Below are 25,834 nucleotides of genomic sequence, written 5' to 3' on the forward strand. Positions count from 1 at the left end.
GTTCACGATTTTTCAGAAACAAAAAAAGCATGCGAAACCGCATGCTTTTATAAATTGAAATTCTTAAAAATTGTTTTTTAGAATTTATACGTAACTCCTACTCTGAAGTTTCTTGGTGCTTCTGTCTGCCAGTAATAAGCATTAAGCCATTCGTAGTAAGATCCGCTGTAAAGGTATTTATCCAAAATATTAAATACGTTTGCCGTAACTTTTACTTTTCCAATTTCATAAGATAAACCTCCGTCAAGTCTAAAATAATTTGGTAATTTTTCAGCTCCCGGGCTCCATGTATCCGTTTGGCGTCCTGCAAGATAAGTTCCTCCAATAGAAGCGCCGAATCCTTTAATTTTTCCACTTTGAACGGTATAATTTAACCATGCATTTGCAGTATGTTTAGAATATCCCGGCACAACTGAACCAACTGCAATACTTGTAAGTGCTGAACTTGTTACGATAGATTCTGTAAAAGCATAATTGGCGATAAGATTAAGTCCGTCGAGTAATTTTCCTCTAACATCAAATTCAACTCCTTCTGCTCTTTTTTCTCCCAAAACAATTTTATAAGGATCATTTGGACCATTGTTAGGATCTGCCGTAAGTTCGTTTTGCTTCGTAATACGATAAGCAGATACTGAAGTATTCCAGGAACCGTCGAACCAGTCTTTTTTGATACCGAATTCTATGTTACTTCCTGTAAGCGGTTTTACTTTGTCGCCATTTAAAATAATTCCAGACTGTGGTAAAAATGCCTGATCGTATAATCCATAAACGGCTAAATTATCTGTTACAGAGAAACTTATACCTGCACGCGGTGTAATATGGCTGTCTGCCTGAGTTTCTCCCCAATTTGTCTGGCTGATCCAGGTATATCTTGCAGCAAGCGTAACTCTTAATTTATTTTCAAAAAAACCTAATTCATCCTGAACATAACCTGCAGCATATTCTGAACTCATAAGTCCGCCAGCAGCGGCAGCTCTTACGCTTAAAGGTGTTTCGTGATCAAAAGCAGGAAGACCATTTGATGGCGTTCCGTAGTTTGGATTATATACATTGAATGGATTATCAACTGTATCCAAATCATGAGATTGACCCCAATCTGCAGCATAATCTTTATTTGCCAAATCTATACCACCCAATACTTTATGAGTAATTGGTCCTGTATTGAATTTTCCGTTAAGGAAAATCTGTCCTAAAAACATATTGCTTTCTGCATCCCAGATACCAACATTTCTAATAATATCACCACTGGCAAGATCCCCGTCAGATACACCGTCAAAATCTCTGTCAACTGGTCCCGGACCAACTGCACCCGGCCATGAACTGTAGCCTTGCTGAAGATATTTAAAATAAGAAGTCTGAGCTGTAAGTTTCCAGTTATCATCAAATTTATGCTCAAACATAAGGTAACCGCTGTGATCCTGAATATTAGTATCCGGCAATCCAGGCTGCGTCATTGTAAAGTTAACCGGCAAAGTTGCATATCCATCCGACTTAGGACCAAATACATAATAAGATCCAACTTCTGTCATGTTTGCATATTGGAAATTATATTCGGCAGTAATTTTTGTTTTATCATCAATTTGGTATGAAATTACCGGCGCAATTACATAACGGTCATTGTGTTCAAAGGGTCTGTGAGAACCTTTCTTTTGAGCCGCTCCGTTGAATCTGTATAATAATTTTCCTTTTTTATCCAGTTTTCCGTCAAGATCAAGGCTTACTCTGTAAAAGTCATAACTTCCTACTAATGCCGAAACTTCACCTTTTGTAATTCCTGTTGGTTTTTTAGTTACCACATTATAAAGTCCGCTTGGATCACCGCTTGAAAGCATGAATCCTGCAGGTCCTTTTACAAATTCGATGTGATCTACAAAACTCATATCTTCAGTAAGCGGTCCCCAGAAAGAAGAAACCACGTTGAATCCGTTACGGAAAGCCTGAATTTGAGAACCACGCATCGTAATATTAGTGTACAAATCTCCCCAGTGCTCTAAGCGAACGGCACCACTCACGTTACGAATAACACCGTCACTCATACTTGTAATCTGCTGGTCTTTTAAGGTTTGACCACTTACAATCTGAATGTTTTGCGGAATTTCAAGTACAGGAGTCTGCAATCTTAAAGACAAAGAAGGCTTATCTTGTTTGTACTTATTTTTTGTAATTACAACTTCATCAAGATCTTCCTGGCTTTCAGAAAGTGAGAAGTTTTTTGTTGTAGTTTGATTAGCGCTTACAACAATATCTTCTTCTAATGCTTTTATTCCGACAGATTTAATACTGATTGTATAACTCCCAGATTTTACGTTTTTAATCTCGTATTGTCCGTTGTCATTAGTAACTGCATTGTATTTTGTTCCTTTTAAACGAACAGAAATATTTTCTGCAGGAGTATTTCCTGATAAAACAATTTTTCCGGATATTTTTCCTGTTTCCTGTCCAATTATGGTTAATGAGCTTAGAAACAACAAACAAAACAGAATCTTTTTTATGGTTATCATATTCATTTTGGTTATGGGTGTTTAAAATTTCTGACAAAAGTAATTGCTAAAACCCATTTATCCAAACTATTTTTAATCAATCTAAATAAAAAGAATGATTTTTTACTTGTAAAGAATGGAAATGTTTACCTAGACCATAAAATTTCTCTATTGAATTTTACCACAGATATTCACAAAGATTTGCACAGAGATTCGCAAAGTTTTTACATAAAAGCTTCGAATTTTGTTTTTATAAAAACCGCCTATCAAAAAACTTTGCGCTCTTTACGTAAAAACTTTGCGTACTTTGCGGTAAAAATATTTGCCGTAAAAAACATTCCAACTATAAATGAAAAAAATACTCTTAATAAGTTTACTGGTTCTTGTAGCGTTCTACATTTTAAAACAATTCGTTTACAGACCTTATGCCTGGAAAAAAGCAATTAACAGTCCTGAACATCGTTTGCAATTAGGAAGTTTTATTTTTAGCAGTGAAAGAGGTTCAAACGGAAGCCAAAGCATGCAGAATTATTATTTCGTTTTTAAAGTAATTGAAATCAACGGCGATTTGGTAAGACTTTCCGTTATCAGAAAATTATCGGATAAGAATAATCTTTTACAATCTGATTTTTCGACTACAAAAGAAGCGTATAAAAAATTGAAACAAAACATTAAAGACCAAACAATTACCGGAATACTTACAGAAGATTTATACAAAGTCGATGGCGCAACATACACCATAAACGATTATCTGATAAGCAAATATCCAAATTTGAAAAAGTCACGTTATTATTATCAGGATATTCCGGAAAATAAAAAAAATACCGCTGTACCTACAGATTCCGGTGAACTCATTATGTATTATGATTTAGTATATTCGAAAGAAGAAATCCTTAAAAATGGCAGACTTTCTCCTTATACCATGGTAAACAGAGCGAAAGGCGAAATTGATACCAGATTATCCAGCGATATCGATTTGATTGTGAATTAATAATTTTTTCTTTTCACCATATAAGTTTATATAAGTTCATATTAAACTTTGTGTTTTTTAACCGCAAAGTGCGCAATGATTTACGCAAGGTTCGCAAAGTTTACACAAAGCTTTGCGAACTTTGTGCTTTTATTGAAACCGCCTATCAAAAAAACTTTGCACTCTTTGCGGTAAAATCTCAAACAACTTATATGGTTCAAAAAAACATCCCAAAACTTAAATTACTTCTACGAACTTATATGGTTCAAAAAAAATTTACGCATATTCTGAATAATTTTTCCGGAAACATTCTTTATTTGAATTTTATTTAGAATTGGTATAAATAATATTTTATATTTGCCGAAATCTGAGCAAAATCGAGTACTTTTTAGAAATTACTTATATTGCTTCTGCAAAAACAGAATTCCGTTTCGATGAATAATACTAGTAGTTTTGAAATTAATCTTTTTGAATCTTTTAAAAAAGGAGATCAGGCTGCGTTTACTTATTTCTACGAAAAATACTTTAACCGAATTCAGGCGTTTTGCATTCAGTTTGTTTATGACAAAGACGAAGCCGAAAATCTCGCACAGGAAGCACTTTTACATTTATGGCAAAACAAGGAAAATGTAGATTCTATCAACGGCATACAATCTTTTTTATATACGTATGCCAAATCAAAATGTTTAAATACGATACGACACAACAAAGTCAAAGATCGTTTTAAGAGTGATTTATTAAACGAAAGAGAAAGAGAACTTAATATTGAAATCCTAAATTCGATAAGTTTTGACACTTTAGAATTGACCGAATTAGAGCGTATTATTAGCGAATCTATCAACGATTTACCTCCCAAAACCCGTGAAGTTTTTATCAAAAAGCGAATCGAGAATAAAAAAAATGCAGAAATCGCCGAAGAAATGCAAGTTACCCTAAAAGCTGTTGAAGCCCACATGACAAAGGCTTTGAAGATTTTAAAAACGAAATTATCGGATTATTTGTTTCTGATTTTTATCCTTATTTGTAATAATTAAAAATAAAAGGTAGGGTTTTTTATTTCTGAAGTGTACTTACTAAAACCAGAAGTATAAAAACCAAAATATGATTTCAGAAATACTTACTAAATATTTGTCGAACGAGGCGACAGAACAGGAAATTCAAACTCTTTTTGAATGGATTGAGGCTTCGGAAGAAAATAAAAAACAGTTTATTGCCGCAAAAAAAATCTGGGCAATGACTTCACTTTCTGATGTTACATTAGAGGAAACTTCGGTAATTCCGCTTAAAGCGAAAAATAAGGTTTACCGATATTTAAAATTTGCTGCTGTATTTTTAGTGCTTTTCGGATTGGGAAAACTGGCTTTTAATTATAGTCAAAAAGCAAATTCAGCTAAAGAAATTGTTTTAGAATTAGCTGATGGGCGTTCAGAGTTTATTTCTAAAAATAATCAATCAAAAGTTGTAAACGATAAAGGCGATTTGATTGCCAGAAAATTTCCAAACCAAATTATTTATTTTGGAAAAGTTCAGGATCAGGAAGTTGTCTACAATACGCTTAAAGTTCCGTACGGAAAGAGATTCAAACTGCAGCTTTCAGACGGAACTGTTGTGAGTTTAAATTCCGGAACAACTTTAAAATATCCGGAGCAATTTGGCCTTAACGGAAAAAGAAATGTTTACCTGACCGGTGAAGCTTTTTTTGAAGTTGCCAAAGACAAAACCCACCCTTTTATCGTGCACGCCAACAAAGTCGAAGTGGAAGTTTTGGGAACGAAATTCAACGTAAGTGCTTATCCTGAAAATCCTACCGTAAATAGTACTTTGATCGAAGGAAGTATTCAAATGGCTGAAGCCGAAAACAAATCAAATGCTGTTTTGATTGCGCCGAACCAAATGGCGACCTGGCAAAACAATTCGAAAAAAATCACCACAAAATTCGTAGATACAAGCATATATTCGGCCTGGACAAAAGGCGATATTGCTTTTAAAGATACCCCATTTTCAACTATTGCAAAAATTATAGAGCGCACTTATGATGTGAAAATCATCAATGAAAATTCTGATTTGGCCAGACAGAGTTTTACCGGTTCTATAAAAATTAGTGAGTCAAGCGTCGAGAATATTTTAGAATTATTAAAACGCGACACACCATTTAATTATGCTGTAAAAGAAAATACTATTACCATTACCAATATTCCATAATTTACTAAAAACATGACATTTACAATACCCAATTTAAGGAAAATACTAATTTTCCTGGCCCTCTTCATATTTGGTTTTAAAGGTTTTTCGCAGAATAAATCGATCACATTACATGTAAAAGATCAGCCTTTGACTGTAATTATAAAAGCGATTGAAGAACAAAGTAATTTCAGAATTATTTACAACGCCCGAAAAATTGATGCCGACCAAAAAGCTTCAATTGATGTTGATAATACTTCTTTAGAAACTGTTTTAACACAATTATTTAAAGGGAAAAATATTTCGTTTTACATTCAGAATAAGCAGATTTTATTAACCAGCTCTGCTCCTGCTTCGACAGCTAATTCATCTGAAGAAAAAGAAAGATTTATTACCGGAACTGTTTATAATGCCAAAGACAAACAACCGCTTCCGGGCGCCACCATACGCATTAAAGGAACCGGAATGGGCGCCATAACAGATTTTAACGGAAAATTTGCCTATCAGCTAAAAGGAAATAACATCAATAATCTTGTTCTTGAAGTTGCCTTTTTAGGAATGCAGACGCAATCTCAAAAAGCAGATAATAAAAAAGAATTCATTTTTAATCTTGAAGAATCTACAGACGAATTAAATCCGGTTGTGATTACATCATCGTACGGAACTACAAAATTAAAGGAAGAAATTGTGGGGAGTATTTCGACTTTGAATGCGAAGGATATTGCCGTACAACAGGCTTCTGAAAGTATTGATAAAATTGTCGAAGGGCAAATTGCAGGTGTTTTAGTAGAAAATACTTCTGGCGTTGGAACTCCGGTAAAAATAAACATTCGTGGTCAGGGAACTTTGAAGTCTTTAAACGCAAGTCTTCTCGGTACTTCAACACAGCCTTTATTTATAGTTGATGGTGTCATCATGAACGAACAAAAAGGTATCGACAGTGCCGTTTTTGATGCAGCCGGCGGTCTTGGAGAAAGTTTATCCAATCCTCTTGCTTTTATTTCGCCAGATAATATTGAAACTTTTACGGTTCTTAAAGATGCTGCAGCGGTTGGTATTTATGGTGCCGACGGAGCAAACGGAGTCGTTTTGATCACAACAAAAAAAGGAAAAAAAGGAAAAGCTCAATTTCAATTTTCGAATCAGCTAGGAGTTTCTACTGCGATTAACCAGATTAAATATTTAAATGGAGAGCAGTATAATGAACTAAACAATGCTTATAATTCTGCGGTGTCAACGAATTATACACCAGTTCCTTACAATGGAGTTAATACTGACTGGTTTAATCTTTTAAACAATTCTGGTATTTACAATAAGTATAATTTTAGTGTTTCAGGAGGAACTTCAAAAATAACCTATCGTACCAATATTACGTATCTGGATATTGATGAACCGCAATTGGGCAATAAAACGAAACAATTAAATGGTGGAATCAATATTGGTTACAAACAATCTAAATGGGATATTAATTTGTCATTTAATCCAAGTTATGTCAAAAAAGATGCACCAAACATTTATTATGATTTTGCTTATCTGCCAACCATTTCTCCTTATAATGCGGACGGAACGTATTCTAAAATAGGTTTAGTAGGTTCAACCGGAGGAAATCCATTAGCCGCAATTGAACAAAATAAAAATGAGACGGAATCTAAAGCGATATTTGGAAGTTTGAATTTGGGTTATGAACTCAATAAAAACATCAGATTTAGTACTTTATTTGGTTTAGATTATTTGGATAAAGTACAAGACCGCTATTTTTCCGGCGAAAACGAAAGCGGACAAATTAATGGTAGTTTTCTTCTTGACGGAATTACGTATCCAAGCTGGGGACGACGCTCCATAATCAACAGAAATTCGACCAAATGGAACTGGCAGGGAAATATGCTGTTTAACAAAGAAATCAATAAAAACAATACTATTGACGGTACTGTAGGCTTTGAGCTTTCTGAAGAAAAAACCGATTTTGATTCTGCCTCTGCAACGGGTTTTACCAATCCAAATATCATTAATAATGTTGGAGATGCCATTCAGGATGATAATATAGCAACTGCTATTGACGAAACTTACGCAAGACAGGTTTTTAAAAATGATATCAATTATAATTCGCGTGTTTCTTTCTTCGGACAAATCAATTATAATTATAAAAAAAGATACTATTTTTTAGGGAATATCCGACGTGATGAAAGTTCTGTTTTTGGTGACGATACCAATGTAGCGTTAAACAGCGGAGCCGGTTTGGCCTGGATTATTTCTAATGAAAAATTCCTGAATAACGCTTCGTGGGTTGATTTCTTAAAATTAAAAGTGAGTTATGGTTCTACCGGAAATTCAAGAATTGGTTCTTACCGTTCTAAAGGCTTATACAATGTACTTCAAAACGGATACAATGGTGGATCTTATGCCACGCCAAGTTCTTCTCCTAATGGAAATTTAAAGTGGGAAAAAAATAAAAAGTTTAATGCCGGAGTCGATTTTAATATTTTTAATGCAATAGAATTAACACTGGAATATTATTATGATGACTTAGATGATTTGATTACAAGCCGCGATATTCCTACTGAAACCGGTTTTAGTACTATGCAGCTCAATGCGGCAAGTATGTACAACAAAGGTTTTGAATTGAGCACAAGAATTAAATGGTTTCAAAAAGGAAAATTCAACTGGATATCCTCTTTTAATATCTCAACCGTTGATAATAAAGTAACAGATTTAACAGGCTTAGGAAGTGAGTATTCTTTGTCTAATATTGCGTTGGCACAAAAAATTGGTTACAGCACCACTACTATTTGGGGCGTAAAATGGGCAGGTATTGATCCCGCTACAGGTCGTGATTTAATTAAAAAAGACGGTCAAATTTATGATGCCGTTACGTACAAAAGCTTATTTAATGAAACCGACTGGCAACCAATAGGTGATTTACAGCCAAAAGCATTTGGAGGTTTTAGCAATAGTTTTTCGTTTAACAACAGCATTACTTTATCTGTAAATGGTGCATTTCAGTTAGGAGGCGATAAATTAATTTCTGATGATATTATATCAAAATACACGATTATTTCAAATCGAAACATGTCTGTAAATGCTTATGATTACTGGAGAAACCAAGGTGATATTGTAGCACAGCCTGCTCCCAGCAGAAACACACTTACACCTAATTTAAGTAAATATGTATATGATGCTACCTATTTAAAAATCAGCAACATTACTTTGAGTTATAATGTTCCGGTAAAAAATATTTTCCTTGATAATTTAGTTGTTTTTGGCGATGTCTCAAATGCATTTTACTGGTACAAAGAAAAGAGTCCGTCAGGATTAAACGGAATACGGGAATTAAGCTTTACTTATCCGCAAGCCAGAACAATTTCATTAGGAATTAATACAAAATTTTAGAAAATGAGAAATTTTAAACATATTATAAAACTTAAATTCACTTTACTGCTGGCTGCTGCTTTTTTGATGCAAAGCTGTAGTGATTTTCTGGAACAGGAACCTGGTTCACAAACCTCTATAACAGAACAGTTAAAAAACAAAGAAGGCGTATTGCAAGCTATGAGAGGTCTTTATGTTACAGTTGAAGGTGCTTTGCGACCTGCACCCTATTCTGTTTATGCTGATTTACAGGGCGGAAATTTAAAATTTACACCTACAATAAGCACTTCAATTACGTCTAATGGCCAAATTACCATAAATTCTAATGTTGCCGGATTTTATTCTTTTGATGATCAGGCAGACAATTCAAATTTAGCCGGTTTTTATGGCAGTTGTTATGCTATCATCAACCAAACCAATTTACTTTTAGAATTTACTGATGCCCTTCCCGATGCAACCGCAGCAGAGAAAAACCAAATTAAAGCAGAAGCTTTAACCATTAGAGCTTATATTCACTTTTTACTAAGCCAGATCTATACTCAAAATTATGATTATTCTGCAGATGCATCTCATTTAGGAGTTGTTTACAGTAAGGCTTCCTTAAATGAAAAACTTACATATCCTGCACGAGAAACAGTCGCCAATACGTATGCTTTTATCATCGATGATATTACAGCCGCTTTAAATTTGTATTCTGATACTGCATCACTTAGCGGACCTTCGTATTCCTATTTTAATAAAAACAGCGCTAAAGCTTTGTTGGCAAGAGTTTATTTATTTAAAAAAGACTGGAAAAACGCCTACGATACCGCAAATGATATTATTATAAATTCTGGTGTAAGTTTAGTAAATTCAGACAATTATGTAGCACAATGGGAACAGCCTGATCTTCCTGTCTCAGAAATTTTGTTAGAATTTTCTATTCCAAGAAACGAAGATGGAGCTACAAGCGCATCATCATTGTCTGCAACATATGGATATATCTCTCTTACAAGCTACGGTAATTATGCTGCATCAGAAGATTTAGTGAATTTATATGAAAGTACCGATATTAGAAAACAGCTGTTCTTAACAAAATCAATCCCAACAATTGTCAATTTACAAACGGTTCCGCGAAACTATAATTTTACTAAAAAATTTCAGAATAATCCCGGTTATGTAGCTTTTAGGTTAAGTGAGCAATATTTAATTCGTGCCGAAGCTGCAATCGGGTTGGATAATGCGGATCAGGCAAGAGAGGATATTAATACCATCAGAGCCAGAGCAAAAGCTACCTTACTTACTGATAACAGCAATATTTCAGAAGCATTATTTCTGGAACGCAGAAAAGAATTTTGTTTTGAAGGGCATTTGTTCTTTGATATTGCCAGAACCAGGAGAGATGTTTCCCGCAATGATGGCTGTATTTCTCTAGTTTGCAGTATAAACTATCCATCTCTAAAATACGTATTACCTATACCCCGCAGAAATATAAGTCTTAACTCAAACTTAAAACAAAATGAATCTTACTAAAATTATATCCGCATTAAGCCTCATTGTAATCTTATTTTCGTCTTGTTCTAAAGATGATTATAAACTGGAATCGAAAAACATCGATCCCTTTATACGTTTTAATTTTATGGTAAATTCTGCCGGAGCACCGTTAGAATATCCTGCAGTAAGTACAACCATAATACCATCTGCAGCGTATGAAAATAAATCAGTAAAAATATTGAAGGTTTCGGTTACGCTAACTTCATCGACTTTAAAAAATCCTGTAACGGCTAATTTTAGTACCGCTACTTCCGGAGATCCAGATACTTTTACGGTAGAACCTGTGAGTGAATTATTATTTCAAGGCAATAAGTTAACAGATACGATTTATGTATCTTTTGATAAAAGATGGAAAGACAAACAAACTATTTCCTTAAAATTAGAAAATACATCAGATTCAAATATCCACATAGGAAATTTAAATACGGCTGGCTTAAATGATATTTTCACTATCACTTTAGGCGAAGCAACTACTTACTATACATTTCCTGTAAAAGATTTTATTGTAAAAGGAGAAATGGGTGAAAAAATCGATTTTAAGGTCAATTTCCCTAACGGATTTATTCCTTCAGAAATTGAAAATGCTTCCATATTTAAATTCACAAACGGTTTTGAATATTTTTTAACGCATGATGATTTTGGAGATAACAGAAGCTCCATAACGTATCATTTGACTTTATTAGAAGATATTCAAAATGATGATGCGCGTTATGAATCAAAAATTAACCTAATTAATATTCCAAATTATGTTGCGACAGGAAATACAGGCTTAACTATTGTAAAACCAATAAAATCTCCAAGAGATATTAACGCTTATCCGGCTTCAAAATTTTCTGATCCAACGAATGCCTTTTATTTGACTTATGGCGAACATTGGTTTAACAACAACGGAACTTGTACATGGCAAACTTTCAATGCTTTAACTTTTCCGGTCGTGGTAACAAAAGACAACGAAAATGCGATTTTATACAGTGATAAAGGAACAGCAAATCCAAATGACGATGTTTATTACGATGCTTTCAAAATTGGTTTTAATGTTGCAACCGGAGCAAATACAGTCAATTCTTTTGGTTTAAAAAGATGGTTTTCTAACGAAAGTAATTCTGCTGCCGTTTCTCCGGGCTTTAATATTACTTCTGCTTTAGAATTTTTCCCTGAAAACGGAAACAGCAAAACACAGGGAACCGTATTGGTCATTCCACAAGATTTGACGATTGGATCCAGTGCCACAAATACGCATATTATTGCCATTTCCGGAGAAGGAACATACAAAGAAATTAGCGCCGGTTTATTTGAAATTTCTTTCGAATTAAAACTAACAAACGACAAACTTTTCGGAGGAACCGTTTCGACACAATACAGAATGTACAACAACAGAGTTTATCCAAAACCAGCGGCTTTGAGCATTGAATGTCCTAAAGAGGTTGCGCTTTAAACTAAAAAAGTTTCATGTTTCAAGTTTCATGTTCTGTGGCAACATGAAACTTGAAACTTGAAACAAATCAAAAACAAAACGAAAATTGAAAACCTTAATACTCCCTCTATTCTTACTCCTTATTTTAACGGCTTACAAAAGCGTTGAAGAACCGGATTATATCGATATTATAGAATTAAGAAAACTGTATTCCAGCGGAGATTCTTCGAAATGGCCGGCTGCAGAATTGCATGAAAATGTAGATAAGTCTAAATTTCAGGATATTGGCGTTTTGCCTGCAGTTCCGTATCCCGATTACAATCCGTATTCGAAAGAAAAAGAAGCGTTGGGGAAAATATTGTTTTTTGATCCAAGGTTATCCCTGAGCGGACAAATTGCCTGCGCTTCGTGCCATAATCCGGAATTGGGCTGGACAGATAATTTAACGCGTTCTTTTGGTCACGATCGCCAGACGGGAAAAAGAAATTCGATGACGATTTTAAATTCTGCTTACGCGAAAACTTTATTTTGGGACGGACGCGCTTCAAGCCTGGAAGATCAGGCACAATTCCCGATTGGTGACGCACTTGAAATGAATGAAAAACTAACCATTGCCGTTGATAAAATTGCGAAAGTAAAAGGTTATAAACCACTTTTTGAATCTGCTTTTGGCGATAAAAAAGTGAATCTGCAACGAATTCAGTACGCAATTGCGACTTTTGAAAGATCAATAAACAGTCCGAAAAGTAAATTTGATCAGTTTGTAAGCGGAAAATCTGCAGCTTATACAGATCAGCAAGTCAAAGGATTACACTTGTTCAGAACCAAAGCGCAATGCATCAATTGTCATAACACGCCTTATTTTAGCGATAATCAGTTTCATAACGACGGTCAGACTTTATTCGGAACAAAAAATGAAGATTTTGGAAGATATAATGTTACCAAAGACGTAAAAGATATTGGTAAATTCAGAACGCCAACGCTTCGTGAAGTTGCCAACACAAAACCGTGGATGCATCACGGACATTTTCCGTCTCTTTTAGATGTTGTCGAATTGTATAATGGAGGAAACCCTTCTCCTGTTCAGAAAAAATATCTGGGAACAGCACGAGATTCCCTGATTCCAAAAACAGATCCGATGCTAAAAAAACTGGATTTAAACAAAGAAGAAATAAGTGATTTACTGGCTTTTATAGAAACGTTGAGTACGCCAACAAGGCGAATTATAATACCAACATTACCAAAATAACAAATTGTGAATGCGCCCCAAAGTTCCACAATTTCAAAGCCTGTTTCATTTATTTGAAACAGGTTTTTTATTTCATATTAAAATTAATTTAAAAATATCTTTTGTTTTTAAAGTTATTATCGTAATATTGCGATATTAAAATATTGGATTATGGGAGCCACTAAAACAGATCATTTTACAGACAGGCAAAACCAAATTGCTATCATTGCAAAAGCATTGGGACATCCGGCCAGAATTGCGATCATTGAATATCTTTTGAAAGTAAATGAATGTATTTGCGGTGACATTGTAAATGAATTACCATTAGCCCAACCTACTGTTTCTCAGCATTTAAAAGAACTAAAAAACGCAGGTCTTATAAAAGGAAATATCGAGGGAAATGCGATTTGTTATTGCATTGACGAAAATACTTTTGCTATTCTAAAGGATTATTTCTCGAATATTATTTCAGTTGTAAAAGATCAAAAATGCTGCTAAAAGCATTTTTTTACTACACTATATCGCAATATTGCATTATAACTATAAAAAGTTAAGTCATGAAATTATCAGAAATTAAAACATTACTTCCAAATTTAGAAAACGTAGCTTTTCAACTGGAAAACGGAACTTTTGTTCCTGAGCATTTTCACGTTACAGAAGTGGGAATTACAACTAAAAATTTTATCGATTGCGGAGGCGTTATCCGCAATGAAAAATCGGTAAATTTTCAACTATGGAATGCCAATGATTATGAACATCGTCTAAAGCCAGGCAAACTTTTGCACATCATAAATCTTTCTGAAGAAAAACTTGGAATTGAAGATTTTGAAATTGAAGTAGAATATCAAAACGAAACTATCGGCCGTTATGATTTAGAATTTAATGGTGAAAATTTTATTCTGAAAAATAAAAAAACTGCCTGTCTGGCACACGAAGCTTGCGGAATCGAGCCAAAACAAAAAATAAAACTAATGGAGCTGCAAAGTGATTCTTCAAATTCCTGTTCGCCAAATTCGGGTTGTTGTTAATTATGCAGCAGACCATTATCAAATATAAAAAACCAATTATTATTACAACATCTGTTATTGTACTGCAGCTTATTTTTGGCTTTGAGCCGAAGTTTTGCATTATCAATATCATTTGGTTAATTGTTTAAATATGATGAAAAAAATTTTAGTGCTTTGTACGGGAAATAGCTGCAGAAGCCAGATTGCAGAAGGTTATTTGAGACATTTTTTAGGAGATAAAGCCGAAGTTTACAGCGCCGGCGTTGAAACTCACGGAGTAAATCCAAGAGCGATCGAAATAATGAAAGAAGATGGAATAGATATTTCAAACCATACTTCTAATCACATTAATGAATATGCAGGCATTGACTTTGATTTTATACTTACGGTTTGTGATAACGCCAAAGAAAGATGTCCGTTCTTTCCAACAAAAGCAAAAAAGTTCCATCAAAATTTTAATGATCCTGCAAAAGCAACAGGAACCGAAGAAGCCATTTTACAGGAATTTAGGTCAGTTAGAGAAACTATAAAAGAATACTGCAGTACATTTTCAGTCACTGACTGAAACGTTTGATGTTATTAAACTTAACTATAAAAAAAGCCCGTTTCATTGATATGGAACGGGCTTTTTTTATTCTTTCTATTGAACGAATTCCACTATAATCTTGTTTCATTTTCTAAAGTGAAACCAACTTACAGCGTTTAAATATTTTTTTTAATAAAGTAAAATTAATTTTGATTTATCATTTCAAATTATCAGTTAAACCTTTTGACCCCAAGTAATTACAAATCAAATTAAAAGCTAAAATTATGAAAAAGTATAATTTATTTCTCGTTGTTTTTTTATTTTCATTTTTTGCAAAAGCACAAACTTCAAATTCATTTCTGCTTAATTTATATGGCGGTTATGCCTTTCAGGATAAAGTAGAATATGATGATACCTACGGTTATGTAGAAGACGGTTTTGAATATGGCGCCGGTTTAGAGTATTTTTTTATAGACAATAGCTCTGTAGAATTAAAATACAACAGATTGGATACTAAATTGCCTCTATATGGTCCGCTTGGAAACCAAATAAATGCTGGAGATGACAAAGGTGCAATAAACTATATTTTAGTTGATTATGCACATTATTTTAATGCCGGTTCTGATAAATTGCTTCCTTATCTTGGAGCGGGAGCTGGTGTTGCGATTCTCGAGACTCCACAAAGTGGATCAGGAACCTATTTTGCCTGGGAAGCAAAATTAGGGGTGAAAATTACAACAAGCTCGCCGATTTCTATAAACCTCAATGCCTATTTACAATCGATGTCTGCCGCAGTGGGTAATAGCTATTACTGGACTTACATCGGAGTTGTAGGCGTAACAGATTATGTATCAACTTATCAATTTGGTTTGGGTGCAACCCTAAGTTATGATTTCAGTAAATAAAAAATAACCATCAAATGTTTTTCAACTAAAATAAACTACAAACTATGAAAAAATTATTTCTATTGTCAGCCCTTCTTGTTTCTACTTTCCTATCTGCGCAATCGGCAGATGATGTGGCAATACTTCAAAGCCTTTACGGAAAATCTAAAGGAGATATTATAAAAGATTATTTGAATTTGTCGGAACCACAAGCAACAGCATTTCAGGCTGTTTATGATAGTTATGAAACAGAACGTAAAACTTTGGGACAGAAAAAAATTCAAATCATAAACGATTACGCTATCAATTATGATAAAATAACAGATGAAAAAGCAGATGAACTGGCAAAAAATAATTTAAAAAACAATGTCGATCTGGAAAAACTTCTATCTAAAACCTATGGCAAAGCCAAAAAAGCAATTGGGCCCATTAATGCGGCAAAATTCATTCAGTTAGAACAATATTTTCAAACCACAATAAGAGCTGCGGTTCAGGATGATATTCCGTTTATTGGCGAACTGGACAAAACAAAAAAATAGATAACTTTTTCGAATTCTTTTTTATACAAAAAAGGCTGTCAATTAAGACAGCCTTTTAATTTTAAACTATAACTCAAAATTAAGAACTAACTTTTATTTCTTAATAAAACGTTTAATAGTTTTGGTTCCGTCTTTCTCAAGAACAATCAGGTAAACTCCGGTTCTTAAACCCGAAACATTCAAATTATTGTCATTGATTTTATGTGATATAATTAAACTTCCTGTTTGAGAGTCGATTACACTAACATTTCCTCCTGTTACGTCTGTGCTAAAGAAAAGTATATCTGACACCGGATTTGGATATATCATTAATTCTACATCTGTAATCTCTTGCTCCGAAATAATGGATGAAGTTCCAGGAGCATTTGCCGTAGCGGCTGCCACACCTGCTTTGCCAACTCTTGTAATTCTGATCCAGTTAATATTTACTGGACCTTTCTGAATGTGTAGATAAAGATTAGTGGTTCCCTCATTTACGTTTACAGTTTGAGTAACAGTTTGCCAGTTTTGCATTCCTCTGGTATTAAGTATATCAACATTTCCTAAAAAAATGCTTTCATTATTCAGGTAAGGAAATATTTTCGCTGTACCGTTGGTAGCTACTCTGTATTCTATTGTATAAGTACCTGATACTGGAAAATTGACATTCTCAAACAGCAATGAGTCAGCCATTTCTGCATCTGTAATATTTAAACCTCCTCCAACATCTGTTGTTACTTCTGTTGTAATTCCTTTCATGGCTGAGTAATCTTCAGCCTGGATTAAAGCAGTCGTTTCGGGTTCTATTTTAGAAATTCTAATCCAGTTGATGTTTACATTTTTCACAATGTAAAGTGTAGCGTTATAGGTTCCGGCATTTACATTTACATTTATGGTTTGTTTTACTGTTTTCCAGTTTTGCCATCCTCCGGTATTTGGTATCTCAACTTTTCCGAAATTATTTACTTGCTGGCTTAAATCAAGATAAATTTGAGATCCGTCTACAGCACTCGCCACACGATATTCTACTAAATAAGAACCCGATGTTGGAAAGTTGATTTTATTAAATCCTAACCAGCTAACATTTTTTTCATTTGTAACGTTTAAACCTCCACCAACATCTGTTGTAACCTGAGTTTTGATTCCGTCCATTGCAGCATAATCTTCTGCCTGAATTAAAGTTGATTCCTGAGAAGTTAACTTAGTAATCCTGATCCAGTTGACATTTGCATTTTTTACGATGTAAAGTGCCACATTATAGGTTCCGGCATTTACATTTATATTTTGTTTTACTGTTTGCCATTGTTGCAATCCTCCCGTATAAGGAATATCAACTTTTCCGAAATTATTTACCTGCTGGTTAAAATCGAGATATATTTGAGCATCATTTACAGCACTCGCTACTCTGTATTCTATTAAATAAGAACCTGATGTTGGAAAATTGATTTTATCAAATCCTAACCAGCTAACATTTTTTTCAGTTGTAACATTTAAACCTCCCCCAAGATCTTTTGTAGCTTGAGTTTTAATTCCATCCATAGCTGAGTAATTTTCCGCCTGAATTAAAGTCGAAGTTTGTGTTTCGATTTTAGAAATTCTAATCCAGTTGATGTTCAAACTTTTATTTTGAATGTATATATCAAAATTATAGTTGCCGTCATTTACGTTTACAGTTTGCGTAACAGTCTGCCAATTTTGCCATCCTCCAGTATTCGGTATATTAACATTTCCTAAAAAAAGCGCTTGTCCGTTTAAGTAAGTAAATATTTGGGCTCCATTTACAGCACTCGCTACTCTGTATTCTATTAAATATGAACCTGTACCCGGGAAATTAATGTTATTATACGTCAACGAATCTCCCATTTCTGCATTTGTAACGTTTAATCCTCCTCCAACATCCGTTGTTACTTCGGTTGTAATTCCGATCATGGCAGAGTAATCTTCAGCCTGAATTAAAGTAGCATTATCCGGTTCTATTGCTGAAATTAATTTCCATTGTCCACAAGTCTGGTTGGTATTCTCCCATTGCTGCACAATTGCGCCATTCTCCTTACTTCCTCCCGCAACCTCAACTAATTTTCCACTATGTCTGGCAATCAATTTATAAAATCCATCGCCTGTAGCAACCACAACAAATTGTTGGTTTGCATTTCCAGCATATAAGTTTTCTTCGATAGTAACACCATTGGCTTTATTGGCGTTATTTACAGTCAGTGCTCTATTGGTAAAACCGGAATTGATTATATATAATCCGTCACCTAAATGTGCGAATTTATATTGCTGATAATTTTTATTCGTATTTGCCTGAATTATATTGGCTGGATCTTCATTTTTTACATTCTGAAGCTCCATGTTAAGTCCACTGTTTCTGTTTTGCAAAAAGAAAGTCTGAGCGTCTAAAGTTGTAACTCCGTTTGCCCGAATCCGAACAGAACTTACTTTGTCGTTCCATGATGAGTTCAAGCTTTCAGTGTCAGAATTGACAACTATTGAAGCTCCGGTAAAATTATCATCCTGGTATAAAATAGCCTGAAATCCCTGAGCTATTTTAAGCGAAGAAATATCATCATTTAAAACTCCTAAAGAATTTAAACGCTCAAGATTATAATCTCCAATTGTCAGTCCGCCGGAAAATCCGCTATAATTAAAATCTTTGTAAACAGTAACTACATCTGTCGAAGGATTTACTTTTACACTTGGTAAAATCGTTCCGCTAATAGAATAACTTCCGATAGAACCATAAGCCGAATATCCACCGGAGCCGACATTGCCTGCTCCTGTACCACTAACACTAATAAAATATTTGCCTGCTGGTAAGTTTATATTCATCGAAGCATTTAAAGCAAAAGGATCCGGATTAGTATATCTTCCCATCTCAACTCCTGCTGCATTATACAATTTCATTAAAAGGTGAATATTTCCATTTCTTGCAACAGTATTGGCATTGATCGAAACATTTCCTCCGCCAGTTGTAAACGTAAAGAAATCGTAATCGGCTTCATTTGAAATGACACCATTTTTTTGATTAATTACTCCGTTGGCATTATAATCTAAATTTGCTGCAGAAGCTATTGTATTTCCATAATCATCTGCATTATATCCTATACCAAATTTAGTGCCTGCAATAATTGCCACATCATCTTGTTTGTTGTTTGCATTATTATATTCTCCTTTACTCCATTGTACTACAGGTCGGTAAGAACCAAATCCCATAATAGGTGCCCACGCAGTATTAGATATACCACTATAATATTCTTCACCAGAATTTAAACCGTCATGGCTAAGATCAAAAGTATGTCCAATTTCGTGTGAGCACGTTTTCCCTGCACTTCTGCCTGAAGACAAAAACACCCAGCACGGAACATCGTTATCCCAATTAAACGAACCAACATACGCAACACCGCCCGTGCCCGGAGCTACAATATTGGTTGGAGTTATAACCACACGCATTCTTCTGTTTTTAGGATACGAATTATAAACGGATTCGTTTGTGGTAATATTTAAATTAAAAGGCCTGAAATCTTCTGCAACAACTTCCCAATTAATTTGTATTTCTGCCTCACTCATAGTTGATGGTGCTGCATCTATAGAATTACCATTATTCCATACAGTACCTGCAGGCATATAATAGCCATCAAAATCTAATAAAACACAGCCCTTGGCACCTGGTAAGCTTTGCAAATTGAGCAATTCCGGAGAAATTTTGGCTGTTGCTGATTTATTCGTTGTTTTAGTAACGCTTTCAGAAACTTTTTCGGAAGCGTTTTTATAATCAACACAAATCAAAGTATTAATATCAACTTTAGAAACAAATGCATTTCCCTGTGTATCTGAATAATACTTATAAGCTTCTTTTGTTTTCTTCAAAATAATATGTCCTTCCAGGGAATTATCCATCACTTTAATATAAAAAGACGATTCTGGTACATTTTTAATTTCTCCAATCAAAAACTCACTTGAAGTATTGGACTCTTTGTAATTAATTTTTCCATTGAAATCTTTATTCCCGGCCTGAAGCAAAACTGTTTTTTCTGCAGTACTTTTTAAAGTCGAACTTGCAAGTCCGTTTTTTAAATTATTCATGAATGTTTTACTCGAACCTAAAGACGTCTGCGCTATGGCAAAACTGCTAAAAGCAATAATTAAGAATAAACTTAATTCAAAACTGTAATTTTTTTTCATATTCATTATTTTTTATCAAAAACAAATATAGATATTTACAACGAATAAATAGGTTTAAACTTACAGTAAATAATAATTAAATGTTAAATTTGAAAGAAATATTTGCAATAACTTGCAATTTAAATATTAAAAAGTTGTCAGACAACAAAGTATAAAAACGCAAAGTCCACAAAGCTTTGTATTGATAAAGCTTTGCGAACTTTGTGTTTACTAACCGCAATAGGAGATAAAAAAACTTTGTGTTCTTTGTGGTTAAATTTTATTTTTTAATAAAACGCTTAATAGTTTTCTCTCCGTCTTTCTCAAAAACAACCAGATAGATTCCGGTTTTTAGGCCCGAAACATTCAGATTATCATCGTTGATTTCTTTTGATAAAACCAAATTTCCTGTTTGAGAATCTACTACACTAACGTTTCCGCCTGTAACATCTCTGGTAAAGAACAGTGTTTCGGTAACCGGATTTGGATAAATATTAAATGCCGTTTCCACTTCTTTTTCTTCCGTAATAATAGAAGAAGCAACAGGATTTGTTGCCGCAGCAGCACCAATTTTGGTAATTCTGAACCAATTGATGTTTACAGCGCTGGTCTGAATATAAATTCCAAAACTGTACGTTCCCGCATTTACATTTACGGTTTGGGTTACGGTTTGCCAGTTTTGCCATCCTCCGGTATTCGGAATATCAACATTGCCTAAAATAATAGTTCCGCCATTTAAGTCAGATGATATTTTGGCTCCGGCCACAGCACTTGCAATTCGGTATTCAATTAAATATGAACCCGTTGTTGGGAAATTGATGTTGTTATACGCCAGCCAGTCGCCTGTATCTGTATAAGCAACATTTAAACCACCGCCGGTATCTGTTGTCGCTTCTGTTTGAATTCCGTTCATAGAAGCATAATCTTCCGCCTGAATTACGGTAGAAGTCTGAGCACCCGTTGTAGAGATTAATTTCCATTGTCCGCAAGTCTGGCCATTATCCTGCCATTGCTGAACATTGTCGCCATTTGCCGTTCCTGCTCCTGCAACCTCAACAATTTTACCGCTGTGTCTGGCCACAATTTTATAAAATCCGTCGCCTGTAGACACTAAAACAAACTGTTGATTCGTAGTTCCGTTATACGGATATTGCTCTACATTGGCACCATTTGCTTTATTAAAATTATTTACGTCCAAAGATTGTCCGCTGTGATTAGCGATAATTTTGTACAATCCGTCGCCTAAATGTGTAAGCGTAAACTTTTGATTATTTCCTGTATTTGCATTTCCCTGGGCAACATTGGCGCCGTTAGACAAACTTGCATTCCAGACATCCATATTTAAACCGCTGTTTCTGTTTTGCAAAAAGAAGGTTTGATTTCCTAAAGTTGTAACGCCGTTGGCCAAAATACGAATCGAACTTACTTTGTCATTCCACGTTGTGTTCAAACAAGCATTATCAGAATTAATTACGGTTGAAGCTCCGGTAAAATTATCATCCTGATACAAAATCGCCTGAAAACCCTGCGTGATTCGAAGCGACGAAATATCATCATTTAAAACTCCCAACGAATTCAAACGTGCCAGATTATAATCACCAATCGTTAAACCGCCTGAAAATCCGGTGTAATTACAATCTTTATAAACCGTAATCACATCTGTTGATGCCGCGATATTTCCTCCCGGCGGAATTGTTCCTGTAATCGAATAACTTCCGATAGAACCATACGCCGAATATCCTCCATAACCGGCACTTCCGGCGCCATTGCCATCAACACCAATAAAATATTTTCCGGCAGGCAAATTCACATTCATAGAAGCATTCAAAGCAAACGGATCAGAGTTCCAATACGTTCCCATCTCTGCTCCTGCCGAATTATACAATCTTAATAAAAGGTGTAAATTTCCGTCTCTTGAAACGGTATTGGCATTGATCGAAACATTTCCTCCGCCTGTTGTAAACGAAAAGAAATCATAATCTGCTTCGCTGGAAATAATTCCATTTTTTTGATTGATGGCACCGCTTCCGTTATAATCTAAAGTTGCTGCAGAAGCCGTTGTGTTTCCGTAATCATCGCTTCTGTAACCAACTCCAAATTTGGTGCCCGCAATAGTTGCAACATCATCTTGTTTGTTATTGGCATAATCATATTCACCTTTACTCCATTGTACCACAGGTCTGTAATATCCTGCACCCATAATTGGCGCCCAAGAAGTATTGTTGATTCCTACGAAATAATCTTCAGCAGGATTGGTGCGGCCGTCATGTCCTAAATCGAAAGTATGACCCACTTCATGCGCAGAGGCATCTCCACCAGATTTACCCGAAGTAATAAATACCCAGCAAGGCACATCATTGTCCCAATTGAAGGAACCAATATACGCAACACCTCCCGCCCCCGGGGCCGCAGTATTGGTTGGAGTTACCACCACACGCATTCTTCTGTTTCTTGGGTATGAATTAAAAACAGCTTCATTTGTTGTAACATTCACGCTAAAAGGTCTGTAATCTTCAGAAACTACTTCCCAATGCTGCTGCACATCGGCATCGCTCATTCCGGATGGTGCTGCATTAATGGCGTTTCCGTTATTCCATAGATTTCCGGCCGGCATATTATAACCGTCAAAATCTAACATAACACAACCCGCAGCACCTGGCAAACTTTGCAAATTCAACAATGCCGGAGCAATTGCTGCCGCAGATACAGCGGTTGTTTTTGCCGTATTTTGAGGAACATTTCTATAATCCAGACAAATCAGCGTATTGATATCTACTTTAGAAACAAAAGCATTTCCTTTTGCATCAGAGTAATATTTATAAGCTTCTTTTGTTTTCTTCAGAATAATGTGCCCTTCAAGTGATTTGTCTTTCACTTTGATGTAAAAAGAAGATTCTTCTACATTTTTGATTTCTCCAATCAAAAACTCACTTGAAGCATTTGATTCTTTGTAATTGATTTTTCCATTGAAGTTTTTATTCTCCGCCTGAAGCAAAACAGTTTTTTCGCCAGTACTTTTTGATGTGGCACTTGCCAGTCCGTTTTTTAAATTGTTCATGAATGTTTTACTCGAACCTAAAGAAGTCTGCGCCACGGCAAAACTGCTAAAAGCAATAAAAAGGAGTAAACTTAACCGAAATCTGTAATTGTTTTTCATATTATATTTGAGGTTTGGGGATTACTTTTTAATATATGATTTGTGATTGTTTTAAACATATAGGAATGTGTTTTTCTCTCGCAGATTTTGCAGATTTTTTTCTTAATCTTTGATAATCTTTGGCTAATATTTAAACACATAGAAACATAGACTTTTGTTTAGCTAAAAATTAGGCGTTTCACTTTTTTTAAATGCACATAGCGCATTTTGCCATTTCGACGAAGGAGAAATCACATAAAGTAAAGACACACAGTTCGTCGCTCTCTGGATATGATTTCTCCTCCGTCGAAATGACAAACTATACTTAAAAATCATAGAGAATTTTTTTCTCTCGCAGATTTTGCAGATTAAACAGATTTTTTTGTTTTAACCTTTATAATCTTTCGCTAAATATTTAAACACATAAAAACATAGACTTTTGTTTAGCTAAAAATTAGGCGATTCACTTGTTTAAATGCACATAGCTATGTTTTAGAAACCCGTTTCTTTTTAAGTTTTTCTTTCAAAGTCAAAAAACCTATGTTTCTATGTGTTTAAAATTTCTCACGCAGATATAGCAGATCGCGCAGATTTTTAATTTTTAATTCTCAATTTTAATTAAAAAAAGCACTATTCCCTCTTTCGATAAAAAGAAGAAATAGCGCTTTTAGAAAAGTTTATTTTTTAATAAAACGTCTCACAGTTTGTGTACCATTTTTTTCAAAAACAGCTAGATAAACTCCTTTTTCTAAACCAGAAACATCAATAGAATTTGAATTGATCTTTTGTTTTGAAACAACAGCTCCGGTTTGAGAATCTACAATACTTGCATTGGCTCCGCTTACATCTGAAGTGATGAAAAGCGTGCTTTCAACAGAAGTTGGGTAAACATTCAAAGCCACAAATTCTTCTACCACAACTTCTGAAGGCGCTGATTTTGCTGCCAAACCTGAAGCTGCTTTTGTGATTCTGAACCAGTTTAGATTAAAACCTGTATTTTGAACATATATCCCGAAATTGTATGTTCCGGCATTTACATTTACGGTTTGAGTAATCGTTTGCCAGTTTTGCCATCCTCCGGTATTGGGCACATTAACAGCGCCAAGCTGAATGGTTCCGGCACTTAAATCAGAAGATAATCTTCCGCCTGAAACAGCACTTGCTACTCTGTATTCAATTACATAATTTCCTGAAGTTGGAAAGTTAACATTATAATAAGCCATCCAATCGCCAGTATCTGCGTAACCTACATTCGAACCTCCTCCGGTATCTGTTGTAGCTTCTACCTGAATTCCGCTCATTGTAGAGTAATTTTCTGCCTGAATTAAAGTACCGGTTCCTGTTGGTGGCTGGCTTCCTGTAATAACCTGATTTACGGCAGTTAATAATGATTTTGAACCTGTAGCGTCCTGAGATAATTCCCAAATCATAACACCGCCGGCATTTTGAATTGCAAATGTTGTTTTTGCTTTGATAGTTGGAATTCCGTTATAATAAATCGTGTTTCCAACCTGATCTAAATTTTCTGCACCCGGATATTGCGCTACGATATTAGCATAAGAAATTCCCTGATTTGCAGAAGCTCCAAAACCGTAACCATAAAATGGAAGTCCGATAATGGCTTTGCTTGCCGGTAAACCTCTTCCTGTCCAGTAATTAAACTGGTTTACAGCCATACTGTACGGAGAATGCTGCCCAGGACTTCCAGGAGCCCAAGGACCTGTTGCATCATACGCCATAATATTGATCCAGTCATAAGCCGCAAAAGTAGAAGATGGTACATTTGCCCCTCCGTAACCTTCTGAAAGTGCAGCCGAAATCAATTTGCCATTTGCGTGTAATTTGTTTGCCAAAGCAATAACAAATCCACCATAATCGCCATTAATTGCCGGACCTTCAAGATCAACATCGATTCCGTCAAAATTGTGCGCTACAACATAATCATATAATTTTTGGATGAAAGCTGTTCTGTTGGCAGGCGTAATCAGATTAAAATAATTGTCTCTAATTGCGCCGCCTTCAGAAACTGATCCTCCACCAAGAGAAACAAAAACTTTGATGTTTTGTGCGTGTGCTGCATTAATAATTGTATTTGATCCTGAATTGAAAGTCAAATATCCGTTGGCATCCGGATTTTCAAACGCAATATTAATGTGCGTTAATTTGCTGTACTGAATAGTGCTCGAAAATGAATTCAGATCAATCCAGTTTGGAATGTAAGCGATTACTTTTTTTTGGGCCATTGACACATTGACAACTCCCAGAACCAAAATCAAGATCCATTTTTGGATCACTTTGTAATTGTTTTTCATAGTAACATTTTTAATAGATTAATAGATATGTAATTTTCGGGGGAGAAAATAATTTTAGATTTTAGACTTAAGACCGTAGATTGTTTGAATCTAAAATCTTAAGTCTGCCATCTAAAAT

At 34.9% G+C, this 25,834-nt stretch carries 16 protein-coding genes; 12 read left to right on the top strand and 4 right to left on the bottom strand.

What is annotated here, in order from left to right; genetic code table 11:
* Positions 1 to 77: 77 nt before the first annotated feature.
* Complete coding sequence (locus AC3QL1_RS17305) at positions 78 to 2,501, bottom strand: TonB-dependent siderophore receptor (protein WP_492493334.1); 2,424 nt, start codon at positions 2,499 to 2,501, stop codon at positions 78 to 80.
* A 328-nt stretch (positions 2,502 to 2,829) separates the two neighbouring features.
* Between AC3QL1_RS17305 and AC3QL1_RS17310 the strand changes: the two genes are divergently transcribed.
* The 12 genes from AC3QL1_RS17310 to AC3QL1_RS17365 all read left to right on the top strand — a co-directional run bounded on the left by AC3QL1_RS17310 (position 2,830) and on the right by AC3QL1_RS17365 (position 16,128).
* Positions 2,830 to 3,471: a hypothetical protein gene (locus AC3QL1_RS17310; RefSeq protein ID WP_492493336.1), complete on the top strand. Its 642-nt coding sequence runs from the start codon at positions 2,830 to 2,832 to the stop codon at positions 3,469 to 3,471.
* A gap of 413 nt (positions 3,472 to 3,884) precedes the next feature.
* A complete protein-coding gene (locus AC3QL1_RS17315) occupies positions 3,885 to 4,484 on the top strand; it encodes an RNA polymerase sigma-70 factor (protein WP_492493338.1) in 600 nt (199 codons plus the stop codon).
* Between the two features lie 67 nt (positions 4,485 to 4,551).
* Positions 4,552 to 5,652 carry a FecR family protein gene (locus AC3QL1_RS17320; RefSeq protein WP_492493340.1) on the top strand — a complete coding sequence of 367 codons (1,101 nt, stop codon included), beginning with the start codon at positions 4,552 to 4,554 and terminating at the stop codon, positions 5,650 to 5,652.
* A gap of 12 nt (positions 5,653 to 5,664) precedes the next feature.
* The gene (locus AC3QL1_RS17325) at positions 5,665 to 9,018 is read left to right on the top strand and encodes a SusC/RagA family TonB-linked outer membrane protein (protein ID WP_492493342.1); all 3,354 of its coding nucleotides are present in this window, start codon (positions 5,665 to 5,667) and stop codon (positions 9,016 to 9,018) included.
* 3 nt (positions 9,019 to 9,021) lie between these two features.
* Positions 9,022 to 10,509, top strand: coding sequence for a RagB/SusD family nutrient uptake outer membrane protein (locus tag AC3QL1_RS17330; RefSeq protein ID WP_492493344.1), 1,488 nt, complete (start codon positions 9,022 to 9,024; stop codon positions 10,507 to 10,509).
* On the top strand, positions 10,496 to 11,965 hold the full coding sequence (locus tag AC3QL1_RS17335; RefSeq protein WP_492493346.1) for a hypothetical protein: 1,470 nt from the start codon (positions 10,496 to 10,498) through the stop codon (positions 11,963 to 11,965). Before AC3QL1_RS17330 ends, AC3QL1_RS17335 begins: the two co-directional genes overlap by 14 nt.
* 85 nt (positions 11,966 to 12,050) lie before the next feature.
* Positions 12,051 to 13,193 (top strand): cytochrome-c peroxidase, encoded by a 1,143-nt coding sequence (locus AC3QL1_RS17340; RefSeq protein WP_492493348.1) that lies wholly within the window; start codon positions 12,051 to 12,053, stop codon positions 13,191 to 13,193.
* Between the two features lie 150 nt (positions 13,194 to 13,343).
* Positions 13,344 to 13,670: an ArsR/SmtB family transcription factor gene (locus AC3QL1_RS17345; protein ID WP_492493350.1), complete on the top strand. Its 327-nt coding sequence runs from the start codon at positions 13,344 to 13,346 to the stop codon at positions 13,668 to 13,670.
* Positions 13,671 to 13,729: 59 nt separating this feature from the next.
* Positions 13,730 to 14,200, top strand: a complete 471-nt coding sequence (locus tag AC3QL1_RS17350) for a DUF6428 family protein (RefSeq protein ID WP_492493352.1) — start codon at positions 13,730 to 13,732, stop codon at positions 14,198 to 14,200.
* A gap of 130 nt (positions 14,201 to 14,330) precedes the next feature.
* Entirely contained in the window at positions 14,331 to 14,744 is a 414-nt protein-coding gene (locus tag AC3QL1_RS17355; protein WP_492493354.1) for an arsenate reductase ArsC, read from the top strand.
* A 245-nt stretch (positions 14,745 to 14,989) separates the two neighbouring features.
* Complete coding sequence (locus AC3QL1_RS17360; protein ID WP_492493356.1) at positions 14,990 to 15,610, top strand: OmpA family protein; 621 nt, start codon at positions 14,990 to 14,992, stop codon at positions 15,608 to 15,610.
* Between the two features lie 44 nt (positions 15,611 to 15,654).
* On the top strand, positions 15,655 to 16,128 hold the full coding sequence (locus tag AC3QL1_RS17365; protein ID WP_492493358.1) for a hypothetical protein: 474 nt from the start codon (positions 15,655 to 15,657) through the stop codon (positions 16,126 to 16,128).
* Positions 16,129 to 16,221: 93 nt separating this feature from the next.
* Here the strand turns inward: AC3QL1_RS17365 and AC3QL1_RS17370 are convergent, their stop codons facing one another.
* The 3 genes from AC3QL1_RS17370 to AC3QL1_RS17380 form a co-directional block, all read right to left on the bottom strand.
* Positions 16,222 to 20,289, bottom strand: a complete 4,068-nt coding sequence (locus AC3QL1_RS17370; RefSeq protein ID WP_492493360.1) for a carbohydrate-binding protein — start codon at positions 20,287 to 20,289, stop codon at positions 16,222 to 16,224.
* Positions 20,290 to 20,548: 259 nt separating this feature from the next.
* Positions 20,549 to 23,425, bottom strand: a complete 2,877-nt coding sequence (locus AC3QL1_RS17375) for a carbohydrate-binding protein (protein ID WP_492493362.1) — start codon at positions 23,423 to 23,425, stop codon at positions 20,549 to 20,551.
* 656 nt (positions 23,426 to 24,081) lie between these two features.
* Positions 24,082 to 25,716, bottom strand: coding sequence for a glycosyl hydrolase family 18 protein (locus AC3QL1_RS17380; protein WP_492493363.1), 1,635 nt, complete (start codon positions 25,714 to 25,716; stop codon positions 24,082 to 24,084).
* Positions 25,717 to 25,834 lie beyond the last annotated feature (118 nt).

Source organism: Flavobacterium sp. GW823-FHT04A11 (assembly GCF_058796535.1).